This is a genomic window from Streptomyces sp. NPDC054842 (assembly GCF_053611025.1).
This window is the reverse complement of sequence record NZ_JBSGZN010000039.1, coordinates 51,126-67,444: the sequence shown is the minus strand read 5'-3', so window position 1 is coordinate 67,444 and position 16,319 is coordinate 51,126. Positions and strand designations below refer to the sequence as shown.

18 protein-coding genes are annotated in these 16,319 nt (G+C 72.6%); 12 read left to right on the top strand and 6 right to left on the bottom strand.

Features of this window, described 5'->3' with window-relative positions; translation table 11 throughout:
• Nucleotides 1-47: 47 nt before the first annotated feature.
• A complete protein-coding gene (locus tag ACWGIS_RS26915; RefSeq protein WP_453365027.1) occupies nucleotides 48-320 on the bottom strand; it encodes a DUF4190 domain-containing protein in 273 nt (90 codons plus the stop codon).
• 2 nt (nucleotides 321-322) lie between these two features.
• Nucleotides 323-487 carry a hypothetical protein gene (locus tag ACWGIS_RS26910; RefSeq protein ID WP_453365026.1) on the bottom strand — a complete coding sequence of 55 codons (165 nt, stop codon included), beginning with the start codon at nucleotides 485-487 and terminating at the stop codon, nucleotides 323-325.
• A gap of 288 nt (nucleotides 488-775) precedes the next feature.
• On the opposite strand from ACWGIS_RS26910, the gene ACWGIS_RS26905 reads away from it, so the two are divergent.
• The 7 genes from ACWGIS_RS26905 to ACWGIS_RS26875 all read left to right on the top strand — a co-directional run bounded on the left by ACWGIS_RS26905 (nucleotide 776) and on the right by ACWGIS_RS26875 (nucleotide 7,466).
• Nucleotides 776-2,110, top strand: coding sequence for an ATP-grasp domain-containing protein (locus ACWGIS_RS26905; RefSeq protein ID WP_453365025.1), 1,335 nt, complete (start codon nucleotides 776-778; stop codon nucleotides 2,108-2,110).
• Nucleotides 2,111-2,159: 49 nt separating this feature from the next.
• Nucleotides 2,160-4,193 (top strand): CocE/NonD family hydrolase, encoded by a 2,034-nt coding sequence (locus ACWGIS_RS26900; protein WP_453365024.1) that lies wholly within the window; start codon nucleotides 2,160-2,162, stop codon nucleotides 4,191-4,193.
• A 106-nt stretch (nucleotides 4,194-4,299) separates the two neighbouring features.
• Entirely contained in the window at nucleotides 4,300-4,467 is a 168-nt protein-coding gene (locus ACWGIS_RS26895; RefSeq protein WP_453365023.1) for a hypothetical protein, read from the top strand.
• 3 nt (nucleotides 4,468-4,470) lie between these two features.
• Nucleotides 4,471-4,926: a DUF3662 domain-containing protein gene (locus ACWGIS_RS26890; RefSeq protein WP_453365022.1), complete on the top strand. Its 456-nt coding sequence runs from the start codon at nucleotides 4,471-4,473 to the stop codon at nucleotides 4,924-4,926.
• A gap of 284 nt (nucleotides 4,927-5,210) precedes the next feature.
• On the top strand, nucleotides 5,211-5,777 hold the full coding sequence (locus tag ACWGIS_RS26885; RefSeq protein WP_453365021.1) for a dihydrofolate reductase family protein: 567 nt from the start codon (nucleotides 5,211-5,213) through the stop codon (nucleotides 5,775-5,777).
• Nucleotides 5,778-5,808: 31 nt separating this feature from the next.
• Nucleotides 5,809-6,186: a YciI family protein gene (locus ACWGIS_RS26880; RefSeq protein ID WP_453365020.1), complete on the top strand. Its 378-nt coding sequence runs from the start codon at nucleotides 5,809-5,811 to the stop codon at nucleotides 6,184-6,186.
• Nucleotides 6,183-7,466 (top strand): RNA polymerase sigma factor, encoded by a 1,284-nt coding sequence (locus ACWGIS_RS26875; protein WP_453365019.1) that lies wholly within the window; start codon nucleotides 6,183-6,185, stop codon nucleotides 7,464-7,466. The genes ACWGIS_RS26880 and ACWGIS_RS26875 overlap by 4 nt, the downstream gene beginning before the upstream one ends.
• An 82-nt stretch (nucleotides 7,467-7,548) precedes the next feature.
• On the opposite strand, the gene ACWGIS_RS26870 is transcribed toward ACWGIS_RS26875, so the two are convergent.
• Complete coding sequence (locus ACWGIS_RS26870; RefSeq protein ID WP_453365018.1) at nucleotides 7,549-7,794, bottom strand: acyl carrier protein; 246 nt, start codon at nucleotides 7,792-7,794, stop codon at nucleotides 7,549-7,551.
• A gap of 605 nt (nucleotides 7,795-8,399) precedes the next feature.
• Here ACWGIS_RS26870 and ACWGIS_RS26865 point away from each other — a divergent pair.
• Nucleotides 8,400-8,624 carry a hypothetical protein gene (locus ACWGIS_RS26865; RefSeq protein WP_453365017.1) on the top strand — a complete coding sequence of 75 codons (225 nt, stop codon included), beginning with the start codon at nucleotides 8,400-8,402 and terminating at the stop codon, nucleotides 8,622-8,624.
• Between the two features lie 84 nt (nucleotides 8,625-8,708).
• Entirely contained in the window at nucleotides 8,709-9,332 is a 624-nt protein-coding gene (locus tag ACWGIS_RS26860; protein WP_453365016.1) for a class I SAM-dependent methyltransferase, read from the top strand.
• Nucleotides 9,333-9,351: 19 nt separating this feature from the next.
• Here the strand turns inward: ACWGIS_RS26860 and ACWGIS_RS26855 are convergent, their stop codons facing one another.
• Both ACWGIS_RS26855 and ligA read right to left on the bottom strand, forming a co-directional pair.
• Nucleotides 9,352-10,029, bottom strand: coding sequence for a LysE family translocator (locus tag ACWGIS_RS26855; protein WP_453365015.1), 678 nt, complete (start codon nucleotides 10,027-10,029; stop codon nucleotides 9,352-9,354).
• Between the two features lie 537 nt (nucleotides 10,030-10,566).
• Entirely contained in the window at nucleotides 10,567-12,651 is a 2,085-nt protein-coding gene (gene ligA / locus ACWGIS_RS26850; protein ID WP_453365014.1) for an NAD-dependent DNA ligase LigA, read from the bottom strand.
• A gap of 204 nt (nucleotides 12,652-12,855) precedes the next feature.
• On the opposite strand from ligA, the gene ACWGIS_RS26845 reads away from it, so the two are divergent.
• Nucleotides 12,856-13,791 carry a DUF2382 domain-containing protein gene (locus ACWGIS_RS26845; protein WP_453365013.1) on the top strand — a complete coding sequence of 312 codons (936 nt, stop codon included), beginning with the start codon at nucleotides 12,856-12,858 and terminating at the stop codon, nucleotides 13,789-13,791.
• Between the two features lie 300 nt (nucleotides 13,792-14,091).
• Nucleotides 14,092-14,289, top strand: a complete 198-nt coding sequence (locus tag ACWGIS_RS26840) for a hypothetical protein (RefSeq protein WP_453365012.1) — start codon at nucleotides 14,092-14,094, stop codon at nucleotides 14,287-14,289.
• A 37-nt stretch (nucleotides 14,290-14,326) separates the two neighbouring features.
• Here ACWGIS_RS26840 and ACWGIS_RS26835 read toward each other — a convergent pair whose 3' ends face one another.
• Entirely contained in the window at nucleotides 14,327-14,791 is a 465-nt protein-coding gene (locus tag ACWGIS_RS26835) for a cyclic nucleotide-binding domain-containing protein (protein WP_453365011.1), read from the bottom strand.
• Nucleotides 14,792-15,652: 861 nt separating this feature from the next.
• Here ACWGIS_RS26835 and ACWGIS_RS26830 point away from each other — a divergent pair.
• Nucleotides 15,653-16,096, top strand: coding sequence for a universal stress protein (locus tag ACWGIS_RS26830; RefSeq protein WP_453365010.1), 444 nt, complete (start codon nucleotides 15,653-15,655; stop codon nucleotides 16,094-16,096).
• The last annotated feature ends 223 nt before the right edge of the window (nucleotides 16,097-16,319 follow it).

Here is a 16,319-nt window from a genome sequence, read left to right as displayed (position 1 = left end):
GACGTGATGTCCAGAATGCCGTGGACTGGGGTGATCAGGGAAGGAGTTCAGCCGAGGATGCTCCACGACGTGGTGCCGTTCACCGCCATCAGGACGGCGAGCAGCACGATGTCCGCGATACCGAGCGCGAGTCCGAGCCGCGCCCGGAAGGGGCGCGGTGTGTCCCGGCGCAGGGCCATCACTGCCAGCGCGATCGCGATCGGGCCGAGGACGAAGTTCATGACGAGCAGTCCGACCAGGCCGAGGACGAAGGAGGCGACCGCCATTCCCTCGGTGTCCCGCCTGCCGGTCTCACGCCGCGGGGGTGCTGTGAGCCTCATGGTCACGCCTTTCGGGTTCGGCCGCGCCGACGGCGCTCACGGACGGCGAACACCGCGAGCCACGTGACGATGGCCACACCGGCCACCAGGGTCACGGGCCACGGAAGGTACGCGGCCGACCCGACCACGACGGCCAGGACGACAAGGGCCACGACAAGGAAGAGCACGTCTACCTCCGTTCGCGTGCGGGCACGGGCGTCAGCGGGGATCGCCTCGGTGGCAACATGCGGTTACGGGTTTCCCGTGGCCCCGCCGTCACACCTGCGCGTGCCGCCGCTCAGCTGCCGGCCGCCGCCCACCCGTCACCGTTCGGCCGCCGGAGCCCTCTGTTCGCGATCGCGTCCAACCGGCGTTCGCCCAGATGAAGGTTGGCGGCGTCGTCGGCGGGTACCCCGACGATCTTCCGGGAGCGACGACTTCCGGACAGAGCCGCGCAACGAAAAGGAAGGTGACCGGTGTCGGACGAGAACACCAAGAACGTCTTCGTGATCGGCCTGGACGAGGCCAACCTGCCGACGCTGCACGCCGTACCGGGTGCCGGGTCGCTGAATCTGCACCCCCTGCTGTCGGTTGAGGAACTGCAGGACGGCGAGGTGTCGGTGCCGGAGATCCTCGACAGGGCGCAGTCCGTGCTGGACGCCTTCGACGGGTCCGTCGACGCGATCGTGGGCTACTGGGACTTCCCGGTCAGCACCCTCGTGCCGATCCTCGCCGAGCGCTACGGGACCCGCAGCACCAGCCTGGAGTCGGTGGTCAAGTGCGAGCACAAGTACTGGAGCCGGCTGGAGCAGCAGAAGGTGACCGACCGGCACCCCCGGTTCGGCAGGGTGGACCTGGACACCGACGACCCGAAGCCCCCCGAAGGCGTGCGCTTCCCGATGTGGGTCAAACCAGCCCTCTCGTATTCCTCCGAACTCGCCTTCGGTGTCAAGGACATGGACGAGTTCCGGGACGCCGTGGCGCAGATCCGTGAGGGCATCTCCAGGATCGGCCGCCCCTTCGAGTACATCCTCGGCCAGGTCGAACTGCCGCCCGAGATGGAAGGCGTCGGCGGCGAGGTGTGTCTCGCCGAGGAAGCCCTGACAGGCATCCAGGTCGCCGTCGAGGGCTATGTCCACCAGGGCGAGGTGACCGTGTACGGAGCGCTGGACTCCATCCAGTACCCGGACTCCCCGTGCTTCCTGCGCCACCAGTACCCCTCGACGCTGCCCCCGCCGGTGATCCGGGAACTCCACGACGTCACCGCGCGCGTCATGCGCCAGATCGGCTTCGACTCGGCCACGTTCAGCGTGGAGTACTTCTACGACCCGAAGACCCAGGAGATCAGCCTCCTGGAGATCAACCCCCGGCACTCCCAGTCGCACGCCGAGCTGTTCCAGTTCGTCGACGGCGTGCCCAACCACCACTGCATGATCAGCCTCGCCCTCGGTGAGGACCCGCGCATGCCGCACGGCGAGGGCTCCTACGCGACGGCCGCGAAGTGGTACCACCGCTGGTTCACCGACGGCGTCGTGACCCGCGTGCCCTCCGCCGAGGACATCGAGCGCATCGAGCGGGAGACCCCGGGGGTGCGCCTCGACGTGGTGCCGAAGCAGGGGCAGCGCCTGTCCGAGCTGACCCAACAGGACAGCTACAGCTACGAGTTGGCGCACGTCTTCACCGGCGGCAGCAGCGAGGAGGACCTGCGGGAGAAGTACGACCACTGCGTGGCCGCTCTGGGTCTCGCCTTCGACGACATTCCGCCGCAGCACGACGGGGACACGTCCGGCGGCCCGGTGGGCGACCGCTGACCGCCGCACCCCCGGAACGGCCCCCGCAAGGAAAGGAGCGCGGCACCTCATGCGCTACGTGAGCGATCTGCCGTACGCGACGAAGGAAGAAGAACACGTCGTCATCCCCATGTCCGACGGCGTCCGGCTGTCGGCGCGGATCTGGCGTCCCACGGCCTCCGACCGGGAGCCGGTGCCCGCGGTGCTGGAGTACATCCCCTACCGCAAGCGTGATCTGACCTCCGTACGCGACTCCGTCCACCACCCGTACATCGCCGGCCACGGCTACGCCTGCGTCCGCGTCGACGTGCGCGGCACCGGTGAGTCCGAGGGCGTGCTGAAGGACGAGTACCTGGAACGCGAACAGGCCGACGCCGAGGAGGTCCTCGCCTGGCTCGCCGAGCAGCCCTGGTGCGACGGCGCCACCGGGATGATGGGCCTCTCGTGGGGTGCCTTCGCCGCCCTCCAGGTGGCCGCCCGCCGCCCGCCGAGCCTGCGCGCCATCGTGATCGCCTCGTTCACCGACGACCGGCACCACGACGACATGCACTACATGGGCGGCGCCATGCTCTCCGACAACCTCGCCGAGGCGGGCACCATGTTCGCCTACGCCACCCTCCCGCCCGACCCCGCCGTGGTCGGCGACCGCTGGCGCGACATGTGGCGCGAACGCCTGGAGAACACCGACCCGTGGGTGCTGGAGTGGCTGCGCCACCAGCGCCGCGACGACTACTGGCGCCACGCCTCGGTCGCCGAGCACTACCAGGACGTGCGGTGCCCCGTCCTCGCCTCCAGCGGCTGGGCCGACGGCTACTCCAACGCCGTGACCCGGCTGCTCGGAAACCTCGACGTGCCCCGCAAGGGACTGATCGGCCCCTGGTCGCACAAGTTCCCGCACCTCGGCGAACCCGGCCCGGCCATCGGCTACCTCCAGGAGGTCGTGCGCTGGTGGGACCACTGGCTCAAGGGCGTCGACAACGGCGTCATGGACGGCCCCATGCTGCGGACCTGGATGCAGGACAGCGTGCCCCCGTCCACGTCGTACGAGGAGCGCCCGGGCCGCTGGGTCGCCGAGCCCTCCTGGCCGTCCCCGCACGTCCGGCCCGTCACGTACCCGCTGACCCGGCACCGGATCGAACCCCCCGGCCCGGACGGGCCCGGCGAGGCCGGTGAGGCCATGACGGTGCGCTCGCCCCTGTCGGTCGGCCAGTTCGCCGGCAAGTGGGCCTCCTACAACGCGCCGCCCGACCTGCCCTACGACCAGCGCGAGGAGGACGGCGGCTCCCTCGTCTTCGAGACCGAGCCGCTGACCGACCGGCTGGAGATCCTCGGCTCGCCGACCGTGGAACTCGACCTCTCGGCCGACCGGCCCGTCGCGATGGTGGCCGCCCGGCTGTCCGACGTGAGCCCGGACGGCGCGGCGACCCGGGTGACGTACGGCCTGCTCAATCTCACGCGGCGCGAGGACACGGAACACCCCGAACCGCTGGAGCCGGGGCGCCGCTACCGGGCCACCGTCCAGCTCAACGGGGTGGCGCAGGCGTTCCCGCCCGGCCACCGCGTCCGTCTCTCGCTGTCGACGTCGTACTGGCCGCTGGCCTGGCCGCCCCCGGAGCCCGCGCTGCTCGGCGTCCACGAGCGCTCCAGCACGCTCACGCTGCCCGTCCGGCCCACGGAGGAGCCCGACGAGATCTCCGCGGCACCGTTCGCGGAGCCCGAGGGGACACCGCCGCTCGACGTGACCCGGCTGACGCCCCCCGAGTCCCGCTGGGAGGTCAAGCGCGACCTCGTCGACTACCGCTCGGAACTGGAGATCGTGAAGGACCAGGGACTCGTCCGCTTCGACGGGATCGGTCTGGAGGCCGGGCGCCGCGCCTACGAGCGCTACACGGCCGTCGCCGACGACTTCACCTCGGCGAGCGGTGAGTCGGCCTGGACCATGCGGTTCCGGCGCGGCGACTGGGACGTGCGGGTGGAGACGCGCACCCGGCTCAGCTGCGACGAGCGGGACTTCTTCGTGGACGCCACCCTGGACGGCTACGAGGGCGACCGCCGGGTCTTCTCCCGCACCTGGAACGAGACCGTGCCGCGCGACCTGCTGTAGGTCGGGCACCGGAGGCGTCGACCTCCGCTGTCCGGGAACCCGCCGGTGAGAAGCACGACGAACGCACCGACCGAACCGACCGAACCGACCCCAGGAGTCTTCAGTCATGACTGTGCCCGAGGAGAACCGCGGCAAGACCCGCACGACCGACCAGGTGCTGGACGGCGCCGCCCCGCAGCCGCAGGAGCAGGGCGGCACCGGGCGGACGCTGCGCGAGGCGCTGGAGGAGGCGCGGGTGAGCCCGGACGACTTCGCGGAGCGGGAGGAGAAGTAGAGCGTGAGCACCCTCACCGGTCTGGAACGCGCGCTGGAGCGCTTCGGAGGAACGCTGCTCGCGCACATCCGCCACAAGGAACCGGTCGAGCTGCTCGGCGCCCTGCACCGCGAATGCGACGACAACGCCGTCGTGTGCAGTGAGAGCCGCGTGGTCGTACCGAACGCCTACGACGTCGAACTCGCCGAGTTCGCCGTGGCGGAACTCGAACGCAACGGCGACCGGGTCGACCAGTTGCTCACCGACAGCCTGGCCCGCCACGGAGAGCGCAAGGGCTACGAATGGGCCGGCCCGCTCGCGGTGCATGTCACCAGGTCCCGCCACCTGCCCAACGGGCGCTACCGGGTGGCGAGCCGTGTCATGCACCACGTGCGCGCCGACGCCTTCCAGGCGCACGCTCCGGCGGATCCGCCCCTGACGGCGCCCGGCTCCGGCCTGCTGCCGGAACCGGGCGTGTGAGCGCGGGCCGGACGCGGCCCGGCGACCCGCCGCCGCGTCCGGTCCGCCCCCCGGGTGCCGACGTCACCGGTCCGCCCCCTCCCGGGTGCCGACGTCACCGGCCCAAAGCCCGGTGCCGCGCCGTACACCCCGTCCCGTACGGCGCCCCAGGCGCCCTGCATGAAACTCTTCGCCTCCGAGGTGTCCGAAACGCCTCACCGCGTGCGTCGGTCCTATGGACCGCGCGTTCTCACACGCTCCAGCGGTCCCACGGACCGTCCACAGGACGGGTGAGCACGGGAGGCATGATGCGCAAACTCCACGTAGGCAGTCTGGTGTCACTGGACGGGGTCTACGGCGACCCCCGGGCCTGGGCCTCGGAGTACTTCGACGACGAGGCGGCCGAGCTGTCCCTGCGGAAGCTGCTGGACTGCGAGGCGATGCTCATGGGCCGCCACACGTACGAGTACTTCGCCCCCGCCTGGTCCGCGCAGACCGGGCCGTACCCCGACCGCCTCAACGCGATGCCCAAATTCGTGTTCTCCTCGAAACTGACGACGGCGGAGTGGAACAACACGGCCATCGTCCCCGGGGACCCGGTGCGGGCCGTCGAGGAGATGAAACGGCAGGACGGGGCCGACCTCGTGATCTACGGCTTCGGACAGCTCGCCCGGACCCTCCTGGAGCACGACCTGGTCGACGAACTCGACTTCTGGATCCACCCCGTCGTCCTCGGCGACGGGGCACCGCTGCTGCGGCCCGGACAGCTCAGGCGGCTGCGCCTGGTGTCGGCGCGGCCACGCGCGACCGGCGTCGTGTCCCTCCGCTACGCCGGGAACCGGGACACCGGCGACGACCGTCCCGCACGCTGATCGAGGACGGCGACGACCGTGAGGAGGCACCATGCCGCAGTACCTGCTCCTGCTGTACGCGCCGGAGGCCGACGAGGCGGAAAGCGCGCGGCGCTGGTCCGAGATGCCGCTGTGGACGGCGGTGACCGACAGCCTGCGCGAGGCCGGGCTGCTGGTCGCCAACGCCCCGCTGCACGGGCCCGAGACGGCGACCACCGTGCGGGTACGGGCCGAGGAGACCGACCTGACCGACGGCCCGTTCGCCGTCACGAAGGAGATCCTGGCCGGTTTCTACCTCCTGGAGTGCGCCGACCTCGACGAGGCGCTCCGGCACGCGGCCCGGCTGCCCACCGCACGCTACGGATCGGTCGAGGTGCGGCCGGTCATGGGCGCGGGTGAGGTGCCGGTGAGCGACGCGGCGAACCCGTGACCGCGGCGCACCGTCCGCCCGGCCGGGAGGCGGCGGACGACCCGGTGACCTCGGCGGTGACGCGCTTCTTCGCGGAGGAGCGCGTCGCCGTGCTGGCCACCCTCATCAGGCACGTCGGCGGTGACTTCCAGCTCGCCGAGGACGCCCTCCAGGACGCGCTGGCCTCCGCGGTCGGCGCATGGCGGCGCGACGGGGTCCCGAGGAGACCCGGGGCGTGGATCACGGTCGCGGCCCGCAGGAGCGCGATCGACCGGCTGCGGCGGGAGGGCTCGCAGTCCGAGCGCGCCGGGCGGCTGGCGGAACTGACGCGGCTCGGCGGAGAGGACACGGCGGTGGCCCACGGCAGCGGCGGCATCCCGGACGACCGGCTGCGGCTGGTCTTCACCGCCTGCCATCCCGCCCTGGCCCTTCCGGCGCGGGTGGCGCTGACGCTGCGGGTCGTCGGGGGACTCACGACGGGCGAGATCGCACGCGCCTTCCTTGTGCCCGAGCCGACGATGGGCAAGCGGATCACGCGCGCCAAGCGCAAGATCGCGGCGGCCGGCATCGCGTACCGGGTGCCCACGGCGGAGGAGCTGCCCGAGCGGCTGGAGGCGGTCCTGCGCGTCGCCTACCTGATCTTCAACGAGGGGTACAGCGCGAGCGGCGGCACGGTCCTGGTGCGTGACGAGCTGTGCGCCGAGGCGATCAGGATCCAGCGGCTGCTGACCGAGCTGCTGCCCGGGGAGGCCGAGGTGTGGGGACTGCTGGCGCTGATGCTGCTGCACGACGCCCGGCGCGCGTCCCGGGTGAGCGACGGCGGTGACTGGGTGGCTCTCACCGAGCAGGACCCCTCGTCGTGGGACCGGGACCGGACGGTGGAGGGAGTCGGTGCACTGACCCGTGCCCTGCGGCTCGGACCGCCGGGCCCGTATCAGCTCCAGGCGGCCGTCACCGCACTGCACATGAAGGGCGCCGAGGAGGGCGCCACCGACTGGCACCAGATCGCTCACCTGTACGGCGTGCTCGCCGGCCTCGACCCGTCGCCGGTCGTCGCCCTGAACCGCGCCGCCGCCGTCGGTTTCGACGAAGGGCCTAAGCGGGGCCTGGAGTTGCTCGGGCCGCTGCTCCGGCACCCCGCGCTGTCCGGGTACCCGCCCCTGCACGCGACCCACGCCGACCTGCTCGGACGCAGCGGCGACACGGCCGGCGCCGCCGAGGCGTACCGGCGGGCGATCGCGCTCAGCGCCAACGACGTCGAACGCGCTGAACTCCGGCGCAGGCTCGGCCGTCCGGCTTGAGGCGGTCGCCCGCCGTGCGGGCGTACGGCCCGGTGTCCTGTCGTGCTGGCGATCCGCTCCGCTCGCGGTCCGCCGGGCCGGGTCAGCCGCCGGCGGCCGGTCCGGCGTCCTCGGTGCCGGACAGCTCGGCCAGGAACCGGTGACACTGGGCGGCCCGCTCGGAGTCCTGCTCCATGACGGAGCGGAAGAACTCCGCGATCTCCTTCTTGCCGGCGTTCTCCGCGTCGCGCACGTACTGGCCGTAGTCGTGCCCCGCCTTGAGCGAGTGGTACTGCACGGAGATGAGGTCGAACGTCACGTCGCTGAAGCCGGTCTCTCCCGTTGCCATGGTCTTCTCCCTTCGGCTGTGGGGACTTCGGAACGCGATCCGGGTTTCTCGGTCCCGGCGGGCGAAACGAAAAGAGTCGGCCTACTCCGGACCGCCTCCGCGAGCCCTCCGGGGCGTCTACTCGCCGCGATGGCGCCAGAACCACACGACGCCGATCACGAGTGCGACGAGGAAGACGAGGGGCAGGATCAGGCCGACTGCCCGGGCGGCGCTCACCGGCCGGCCGCGGCGTCGGACGAACCCTGTGCGCGAGGAGCCGTGGGACGGGTCCCGGGCGCGGCGGGCCTCGGTCCGGTGCGGCGGCCGACTCCTCGTCCGGGGCGCCGGGGCGTGTCCGGGGCGTTCGTCCGGCGGGCGCGGCGCGACGCGTGGATCTCGCTCGACGGCGGGCGTGGGTGGGGCGTCATGGCGGGCCTCCGTGCCATCGCGGGTACGTGCTTCGGCGTCCGCCGGACGGTCGCCCGGTGGACGCCGTCGTGGGGAAGGTGAGCCCCGAAAACGGCCTTGTAAACCTCCCCGTCCGGGACATTGCCCGGATGTATGAAGGTCTGCCGAATTGGTTGACCGGGGCGTGGCGGCGGGAGAGGAGACTCGTTCACCCCGTCATGACCGATGCCTCGTCGCCGCAACGCCACGCCCGCCTCCTGGGCGCCTACTGGCTCGACTCGCCCGTCCTCCCGCACGACCAGTGCGTCTGCCGCGAGAGCCCGGCGCTCCCGACGGGCCGAGGCCGCCGGGCCCGCGGTGCCGGGGCGCGCGGTCTCGGGCTCGGCATCACCCTGGCCGTCCTCGTGATCGCCGCGGCTCTCACCGCCATGGCACCGTTGTAGAGCCGTCCCCGCCGTGCCGGCTTCCCGGCAGGCCTGCACGGGCCCGTTCGCGGTGCCATCCTGGAAGAGGACACGGAGGCTGCCATGGGGTGCTACGCCGACCGAGTGCTGCCGCGGATCATCGACGTCGCGTGCGGGGTCAAGACGGCCGCACCGCTGCGCCGCCGCGTCTGCGAGGGGCTGACCGGCGAGGTCGTCGAGATCGGGTTCGGCACCGGCCACAACGTGCCGTACTACCCGCCGACCGTCACCGGTGTCACCGCGATCGAGCCGTCCGACCTCGGCTGGCGCCTCGCCGGGAAACGGGTGCACGCGTCGAGCGTCCCGGTACGGCGCGCGGGCCTGGACGGCCAGTCCCTCCCGTTCGTGGACGACAGCTTCGACGCCGCCCTGTCCACCTGGACCCTGTGCACCATCCCCGACGCCGGGGCCGCCCTGCGGGAGGTGCGGCGCGTGCTCAGGCCCGGAGGGACCCTGCACTTCCTGGAGCACGGCCTCGCGCCGGAGGGGGATCCGGGCGTACGGCGCTGGCAGCAGCGTCTGGAGCCGGTCAACAAGCGGCTCTTCGGCGGCTGCCACCTCACGCGCCGGACCGCCGACCTGCTGACGGCGGCGGGGTTCACCATCACGGAGATGGACGTCTTCTACGAGAAGGGCGCCCCGAAGCCCATGGGGGCCGACACCCTCGGCGTGGCCCTGGCTCCGTAGGGCGGGCGTCCCTCGTGGCTCAGTCGGCCGCCGCCACCCCGATGCCGACGGCGATGAAGAGCCAGCCGGTCGTCAGGTCCCAGCGGTCGCGGAAGGCGGGCCGGTTCAGCAGCGCCCGCAGCCGCGCCGCCGCACTCACGAGGACCAGCCAGTAGAGGACACCGATCGCGACGTCCAGCAGGCCGAGGAGGAAGATCTGCCCGGTCATGGAGCCCCGGCCGTCGACGAACTGCGGCACGACGCTGAGGAAGAACAGCGCCGCCTTCGGGTTGAGCACGTTGGTCAGGAAACCCTGGGTGAAGCCCTCACGGCGGTTCGGCACGTGCCGCTTCTCCGGTGCGCGGGAGGCGCCCTGGGCGGGGCCGCCGTCCTCCTGAGCCCCGGCGGCCTCCCGCTCCCGGCGCTCGGCGGCGGCGCGGCGGGCGGCGGCGACCGCGCGGGCGCCCAGGTACACGAGGTAGGCGGCGCCGGCCAGTCTCACGGCGGTGAAGACGGCGGGCGAGCGAGCGGCGACGACGGACAGCCCGAGAGCCGCCGCCAGCATGTGGACGCACAGCCCGGTCTGCGCGCCGAGGGCCGCCATCCGCCCCAGCGAGGGGCGGAGGGCGGACGCTCTGACGATCACGAAGAAGTCCGGGCCCGGGATCAGATAGGCGAGCATGACGACGCCGAGGAATCCCATGAGGTCGATCGACATGCCCTGCTCCGCTTCTCCCGGCCGGCTGTCGTGGCGGCACCGCGGCGGGGGGAATCGAAGCCCCCGCCCCCGCTGGGTCCCCGGTCGGGCGGAGTTCACGCCTCTCGGGGCGGCATGCGGACAGCAAAGACCCCGACTGGACGGGGGAGACCAGCCGGGGCCGTAGGTGGTGGCGTGCGGAGGGTGGTCGCCTCGCGGCGAAAGGCTCCATGGGGCTTCAGCCGAACGATCTTCCCCATGGGCTATAGGTGAGGCCCGGGGACACTGTCCCCTCCGCAGCCACGTATAGATGAACGATAAACCGTCTCCGGCTGTTCCTGCGCCACCCCTGGATCGATGTGACGTGTGCCACTGGCCGAATCGGGCTCACGGGGCGACCCGGAACAGTCCAGCCCGACCCGTGAGCCCGACCTGTGAACCCGACCGTCCGACCGAGGCCGTCCGACCGAGGCCGACCGACCGAGCCCGATGAGCCGGACCCAACCAGCCGGGCCCGACCCCCGAGCCGGAGAGCCCAGGCGGATCAGCCGACCCGGATCACTGGAGGTGGTCGGCGACGAGGAGGGCGAACTCGGCCGGAGTGATCAGGCGTACGCCGAGTGCCTCCGCCTTGGCGCGCTTGGACCCGGCGCCGTCACCGGCGACGACCAGGGAGGTCTTCTTGGAGACGCTGGAGGAGGAGCGTCCGCCGGCGCGCTCGATCAGTTCGTTCGTCTGGTTGCGGCTGAGCTTCTCCAGGGCGCCGGTCATGGCGCCGGTGACGACGACGGTCATCCCCGCCAGCGGTCCCGCCGCCTCGGCGGCCGCCTGCCCGCCGTCGGTATCGCCGCCCGCGGCGACGGGCGGGGTGGCGCCGGGCTCGGTCATGTTGACTCCCGCGGCGGCGAGCTTGTCGATGAGCGGTGCCAGTTCGGCGAGTTCCGCCACGATGGACGGCGCCTTCTCGGTGCCGATCCCCTCGACCCGCTGCATCGCCTCCGCGTCGGCGGCGCGCAGCGCGTCCATGGTGGCGAAGTGCCGGGCGATCCGCCGGGACATGGACCGCCCGGTGCCCCGTACGCCCAGGGCGCACAGCACCCGTGCCAGCGGCCGGGCCTTGGCGGCGTCGAGGGCGGCGAGGAGGTTGTCGGTGCTGGTCCCGCCCATGCGGTCCAGGCTCAGCAGCTGCTCCCGGGTGAGGGTGAACAGGTCGGCCAGATCGGCCACCAGGCCCGCCTCGACGAGCTGGACGACGCGGGTGGCGCCGAGGCCCTCGATGTCGAGCTGGTCGCGTCCGGCGGCGTACGAGAGCGAGGCCACCAGATGGCAGTTGCGGCCGTTCTCGCACCGCCAGCGCTGCTCGCCGGTGTCGATGGCGGAGCCGCAGCGCGGGCAGACCGAGGGGAAGACGATCGGCTGCTCCTCGCCGGTGCGCAGGTGGGCGACGGGGGCCTCGACGCGCGGGATGACGTCACCGGCGCGGTGGACCATGACGTGGTCGCCGAGGCGCAGGTCGCGGCGCGTGATGTCGGCCGGGTTGTGCAGGGTGGCGTAGGTGATGACGGAGCCGTCTATCTCGACCGGCTGGAGGACCGCGCGCGGGGCGATGATGCCGGTGCGGCCCACGTTCCACTCGACCTCCAGCAGGCGGGTGATCTTCTCGACGGCGGGCAGCTTGTAGGCGATCGCCCAGCGGGGAGCACGCGACCCCGATCCGGCGGCTCGCTGGTCCGCGGCCAGGTCCGCCTTGACGACGATCCCGTCGATCCCGAACGGCAGCTCCGCCCGCAGCGCGGCGATGTCCCGGACGCGAGCCAGAACCTCCTCGGCCGTCTCGGCGGTGACGCCCGCGACCGCCGTCCCCGCGGGGGTGTTCACGCCGAGGCGGGCGGCCTCCGCCATCAGGTCGCTGTGGGCGAGCTCGGCGAGGCGTGCCGCGAGGCCGGAGTCGGTGTCGGCGACCGGCAGCAGGCCGTATCCGAAGAACGTCATCGGCACGGTGTAGGCGCGGTCCCTTGCCCGCAGGGTACCCGCGGCGGCGTTGCGCGGGTTCGCGAACGGCTGGCCGCCGTGCGCGGTGCGCACCTCGTTGGCGTGCTCGAACTGGGCGGTGGTCATGAGGACTTCGCCCCGCAGTTCCACCGTCACGGGCTCGGCCAGCCGGACGGGCAGTCCCTCCACGGTGCCGATCGCGTGCGACACGTCCTCCCCGGCCGTGCCGTCGCCGCGCGTGATCAGTCGGGTCAGGCGGCCGTGGCGGTACCGGGCCGCCATCGCCAGTCCGTCGAGCTTGGGCTCCACGCTGAACCGGGTGACCTCGTGGCCGATCCGGCGGGTCACCGAGGCGGTCCACGCGGTGAACTCCTCGGCGGAGAACACGTTGTCCAGGCTCAGCATCGGCACGGTGTGCGGGACATCGCCCTCGACCGCGCCGCCGGCGACCTTCCCGGTGGGGGAGTCGGGCAGCACCAGGTCCGGATTCTCCGCCTCCCACGCCGCGATGCCGCGCACCAGACGGTCGTACGCGTCGTCGTCCAGTGCGGACGTGCCGCCCGTGTAATAGGCGGCCGAGGCCTTGACTGCCTGCTCGACGGCCTGGGCGTAGGCGGCGGCGTCGACGATCACTGCTGCGGGTGTGGTCATGTCCGCCATCCTGCCTCCCACCACTGACAATGCCGCCCTGTGGACCTCTCGCCACCCGTTGCGAAGTCCGAGGCCGCTTCAAGCGTCAACAGGCACTATCCGCCCATTAGGTCGCATTCGATCCTTTCATCGTGTTTCGCGCTATTCGTCACGGTGACTCGGGCAAGGAGCCGAAGGCAGAACTCCAGAGGAAGGTGCTGAGGAATGATCACTCAGGAGCAGATCCCGGCGGTACTGGAACATCCCGTCCACGACGCCGACGGCAACAAGATCGGCGAGGCGAAGCACATCTTCTACGACGACGCCACCGGCCGTCCGGAATGGGTCAGTGTCAAGACGGGCCTGTTCGGCACCAGTGAGTCCTTCGTGCCGATCCGCGAGGCCGTGGTGGTCGAGGAGCACCTCGAGGTGCCGTACGACAAGAGCATGGTGAAGGACGCGCCCCACGTCGACGTCGACAGTGGGGGCCACCTGTCCGAAGCGGAGGAGCACCGCCTGTACGAGTACTACGGCATCGCCTGGGACGACGCCTGGCAGCAGGCCAACCAGCCCGGCGGCGAGGGCTGGGCCCACGCCGGAACGGCCGACGCGACGGACGCCGGCATGGCCGACACCGCGGACACCGCGGGCATGGCCGGCACCGCGGGCATGGCGGGCACCGGGGGCATGGCGGGCACCGGGCGCATGGAGGGGGAGGGCTTCGTCGCCACGGACACCGGCATGGACGAGACGCCGGGCATGCCCGGCGACGACGCGATGACACGGTCCGAGGAGCGCATGCACGTCGGTGCCGAGCGGTACGAGACCGGCCGCGCCCGGCTGCGCAAGTACGTGGTGACGGAAGAGGTCCAGCGCACCGTTCCGCTGCGTCACGAGGAGGTCCGCGTCGTGCGTGAGCCGATCACGGACGCCAACCTCGACGACGCCCTCTCCGGCCCGGAGATCACGGAGGCCGAGCACGAGGTCACCCTGCACGCCGAACGGCCCGTGGTGGAGACGGAAGCGGTCCCGGTGGAGCGGGTACGCCTGACCACCGAGGAGCAGACCGAGAACGAGACCGTCACCGGTCAGGTCCGCCACGAGGAGATCGCCACCGAAGGCGTCATGGACGAGGACGAGGAGGGCGGCCCGCGCAGGTAGGACACCCGGCCGTCGCGCACCGCCCGGTGCCCCGAGGCGCCGGGCGGGCGCATCCACCCACGAGCAGGAGCCGATCGAACTCAAGCCTGCCCCCGGACGCGTCCGGGGGCAGGCTTGAGCCCGTCCCCCTTCCTGCCGCCGCGCCGCCGCCTTCGCCGGAGTTGATCACACGTCAGATCCCTGCCCCGCCCGCGGCAATCGCCGTCTCCATGAAATGGTCACGCGTCCTTCACTGTTCGCGACTTTCCGTCGGCGCGAGGCGGGCTACCCGGACCGAAGGGCGTCCGAAGGGGACTTGTCGTGGTTTTCATCGCTGTCGGTGTACCGCCGTTGCTGTTGGGCCTGTTGCTTCTCCTGGACAGGTACGAGGAGAAGATGTTCACCCCCGCTCAGGTCGCGCGGCACGCGCGACGCCGGGGCCATCTGTCGCTCGTGACGAACACCGGGTCCGGGCGCCCGGCCACCGGGACGGAGCGGCCGGACACGGAGGCCGCCTGACCGCCAGGCCGGGACCGCCCGGCCGACAGGGCCGGAATCACCGCGGACTGCCGCTGCCGTACGGCGCGTACAGGTCCAGCAGGCGGGTCCTGGCCGACAGCAGACGGTGGGCGAGGACGTCACCGAGCCACTGGGCCATCGTCCGCCCCAGCTCGGGATCGTCCTGGCACATCGCCCGCACGGCCGTCGCGTCGAACTCGAAGGCGCGTACCGGGGTGGTCGTCTCCGCGCCCAGATGCCAGGCGTGCGGCGTGAACAGCCAGGACCAGCCGACCAGTTCGTCGTGCCCCAGCGTCTCGATGACGGCGGCCCGGCGGCCAGGCACCCGCATGTCCAGAGCGACGGTGCCGGTCCGCACGATCCAGAACCGGTCGGCCCGGCCACCCTCCTCGAACAGGCGCGTCCCCTGCGGGAACGACACCTCCCGGGCGACGCGCATCAACCGCTCCCGGTGCGGCGCGGGCAGCGCGCGCAGCATGCTCGGCGTGGGACAGGTGTTCATGACACCACCTCGGTTCTCGGCGCGCGGACCGCGGCCCGCGAGGGCTGACGTCGTTCCGGAGGGCGGGCGGCGGCCCGCCGTGCTCAGCGTCCCGCGCCGCCCGGCGTCCTCACCAGGGCCGACCGGCCCCGACCCGTGGCCCTCGCGTCCCTCGGTGGCGGCGCGGGCAGGGGACTGGGCGGGCGCCGTACTTCCAATGGCGGTCAGGGCCCGTTCGTTTCCGAGCCACCGGCACCCTTCCTGCCTCGACGCCACCCTGCGCCGGGAGACGGCGCGTCGGCACTTGGTGGCGCCCCCGGTCCCAGTCGCACCGTGTGCCGGGAGACGGCGCCGCCGTACCGACGCCGGGCGTCGGTGCGGGCCCCGCCCACCCGCACCGACTCCGCCCCCCCCCAGGCGCAGGGCCGACCGGCCCAGGAGAGGGACCTCCGGCCCCTGCACCCGGTTCCGTTACCGCCGCCAAGCTGGACCCGCACCCACCGACGTCGGCTCGCCCTCAGGAGGCACACCGTGTCCCGCACCCCCACCGCCGGCCCGGACGGCTCCTCGGAGAGCCGGGCCGGCGACGCGTGGCCGGCCGGCCCCAGGGGAATGCGGTCCGCCGTTACCGCGTACCGGCCCGTCGAACTCCTGCACGGCTGATCCGGGTGAGGGGAGGCACCATGGAAGCGGCGGCCCTACCGGCCGGGCACGGCACCCGGCTCCGCCATGCGGACGGCCGGCGGCCCGCCCCTGCCGGTGCGGGCGGCGCGGGCACCCGGGTGGTCTCCGTTTCACGCACCCCGGCCCCGGTCAACCCATTCCCTCAGGACGCGCGGCGGTCCCGGACCGTCCCCGGACGCCCGGAAGGAGGGTGAGGTCATGGAGCTGCCCCTCGTCGTGGGCGCGGACGGGTCCGAGCCCAGCCCGCGCGCCGTGGACCGGGCGACGGAGAAGGCAACGCTGCACGGGGTACCGCTGCGGCTCACGTACGCCTCCTTGTGCTCGCTGCGGAAGCACGACGAAGGGCCCGCCCTGGCCCCCGGCCTCGGCAGGTCCGTGGCACAGGTGCGGGCCGACGACATCGTCCACGCCGCCGCCCGGCGCGCCCACCGGCCCGGCACGGCGACGGACCACCCCGCCGTGCGGCCGCACCGGCGCACCGCCGAGGGGTCCGCGCCCCAAGTACTGCTCGACGCCTCCGCCCCGGCCGACCTGCCGGTCGTCGGCGCGCGGCGCCGCCACGGGCACGTCGGGATGCGGCTCGGCCCCGTCAGGCACGGGGTGCTCCGGTGTCCCGTCGCCGTCGTACCCCACCGGGCGTGACGACGTGCCGGGGACGCGCGACCGCAGCCGCACCGGGGACGGGAACCGTCCCGCACAGCCGGCAACACCGGCCGGCCCGGATCCTCGATGCCGCGCGACGCCGTGGCACGGTCCGTTCCGGTCACGAAGCACGGTCTCGCCGTCAGCGGGCAGGCGCCCGACTGATGCTGGACGCACCACGGGGCGGCACCGTCGCCGTCCCGCCGGCCACGCCGCCTCGTCC